This is a genomic window from Neobacillus drentensis (assembly GCF_036966985.1).
Classification (GTDB): Bacteria; Bacillota; Bacilli; order Bacillales; family Cytobacillaceae; genus Neobacillus; species Neobacillus drentensis_E.
On sequence record NZ_JBALSN010000536.1, the window covers coordinates 1 to 2,097 of the forward strand.

General features: G+C 35.5%; 3 protein-coding genes. All 3 read left to right on the forward strand.

The window, feature by feature from the left end:
* Positions 1-47 precede the first annotated feature (47 nt).
* The 3 genes from V7659_RS27380 to V7659_RS32195 all read left to right on the forward strand — a co-directional run bounded on the left by V7659_RS27380 (position 48) and on the right by V7659_RS32195 (position 2,058).
* Positions 48-260: a hypothetical protein gene (locus V7659_RS27380; protein ID WP_335543233.1), complete on the forward strand. Its 213-nt coding sequence runs from the start codon at positions 48-50 to the stop codon at positions 258-260.
* 379 nt (positions 261-639) lie between these two features.
* Positions 640-1,917, forward strand: coding sequence for an ATP-binding protein (locus tag V7659_RS27385; RefSeq protein WP_335543234.1), 1,278 nt, complete (start codon positions 640-642; stop codon positions 1,915-1,917).
* 6 nt (positions 1,918-1,923) lie between these two features.
* On the forward strand, positions 1,924-2,058 hold the full coding sequence (locus tag V7659_RS32195) for a hypothetical protein (protein WP_420491456.1): 135 nt from the start codon (positions 1,924-1,926) through the stop codon (positions 2,056-2,058).
* Positions 2,059-2,097: the final 39 nt, after the last annotated feature.

The following is a 2,097-nucleotide window of genomic DNA, read 5'->3' on the forward strand; positions in this document are numbered from 1 at the left end:
TGATATTATTCCTATTAAAACAGTAGGAATAGTGGGTGTTTCCAAAAATGTCTTTGTATGAAAAATTACCAAGTGATTTTTTGATTCAATTTTATTATGAAGTGAAGAAAATGATTTCAAAAGGATTAGTTTCTAAAAATATGTACTATGAATTAGGACTAATAATTGCAGCTGCGTCAAGAAGAGGGATACAATTGGATAAGCCAAAAGATTTTGAACAACACATTGTCCACGAATTATTAATGGAATTAAGTAACTAGAATTCCGCCGTGATTGAATAAATAGATAATCGTAAGAAGTCTTCCATTAAACAAACAAAAAAAACACTGATAAAAATCAGTGGCTTTCTTCAACTAAATCTACCCGTTACATTAAGAAGCAAATTTTATATACCTGAATTAACCAGATGCGAAGATAATCCTACTAAACCTATAACAATTGAAATGCTTAATAAACCAATCGTATCAGGACCCCATACTGATCATACCCCTTTTTTAGAGTAATAGTATCAGTATCTCCAAGCTTTAGAGATTAATTGAGATTGTTTTGAATTTTTTGCATTAGAACCCATTTTTTTCCCCTGTTTTTATATTCAGTTTCCTTTTATACTAGAATAAGTTTAATAATGAGGTAAACTGTATGGAATATACTAAAAATTTGCTCTTACAAGTAATGATTATTTTGATTCCTGTCTTTTTTTATTCTATGTATTTAACCAATCGTCATCAATTCATCGAAACGAAGCGTCAAAAATTAATTTTCAGTTTCTTGGCAATGATTACATTAGTATTGTGCATGTCCTTCCCAATCTATTCGGATGTAAACGAGCGAAATGATCTACGGTTTGTAGCACTCATGATAGGTATATTTTATGGAGATGGATACGCAACTGGTATTGTTCTCACGATTATTTTATTGTTGTATCGTTGGTACTTTGGAGGGACTGGTTTTTATTCAACGGTATACGAAATCTTGTTCCTCTTACCCATGTTTTTTTTAGCATATCCACGTTTCGTCCAGCAAGATCGAGCAGGTCGAATGAAACTGACTTGGAGGATAACATTGGGGATGTCCTTGATCTTCATCCTCGTGGATTTGCAAGACATGGAATTTTTTAGCACACTTCAGGAAGTTTTAACGATATGTGTTGCCACCTTTGTAACTATTTTTCTGATTGAAACCTTAAGGGAAAATTCTCAGTTACACATGGATGCTCAACAGGCGGAAAAATATAAGATACTCGGAGAATTGGCGAGTTCCTTTGCTCATGAAATTCGAAATCCTATGCAGACCAATCGAGGATTTCTCCAGTTACTTCTACAATCGCCAATTTCAGAGACGTATAAAGGGTATGTTCAAGTTTGTATAGAAGAAGTGGATCGGGCGAATGCCGTCATTACCGAATATCTTTCGCTTGCCAAGCCAGAAGCGGATATGAAAGAGTCCGTAGATGTTTGCGAAACAATACAAACGGTCGTCAATATTCTCTACTCCTATGCTTTAGAACGAAAAGTAAGCATAGACGTCCGACTTCCGGAGCAAGAGTGTGTAATATTGGGTCATCCCCAAAAAGTGAAACAAGCCTTCCTCAATATCATCAAAAATGGCATCGAAGCGATACATCAAGGTGGTGCGGTTTCCATTCTCATGAAACAGGAATCACAGCAAGTGGTGATCCAAATCCAAGATGAGGGAGTCGGGATGAATGAAGACGAAGTGAAACGTCTTGGGCAACCTTTTTATTCTCTGAAAGAAAAAGGAACTGGCATAGGACTCATGGTGAGCTATCGCATTATCGACTCGCTTCATGGAAAAATCATCGTCCAAAGCCAAAAAGGAAATGGAACCACGTTTACCATTCGGTTCCCTCTCCATAATTGTAAAAATACGCCATTAACTGACAAAAATGAGCGTTAGCTAAAAATAAAAGTATATGAACCGACAGGAGTTAAAGGGTATTGGATCGTAGATAACCGTACTGAGACAGTTGAAGTATATATCTTTAAGGAAAGTGGATATTATCAACTTCAAGAGTTATATGTAAAGGGAAAGATCTAATAGAAGTAAGTATTTTTGAAGACTTTATCCTAGATTTAA

Bases quoted from the DNA above. Each gene is read 5' to 3' on its own strand.
- V7659_RS27380 (WP_335543233.1), top strand. From the start codon at position 48: ATGTCTTTGTATGAAAAATTACCAAGTGATTTTTTGATTCAATTTTAT.
- V7659_RS27385 (WP_335543234.1), top strand. From the start codon at position 640: ATGGAATATACTAAAAATTTGCTCTTACAAGTAATGATTATTTTGATT.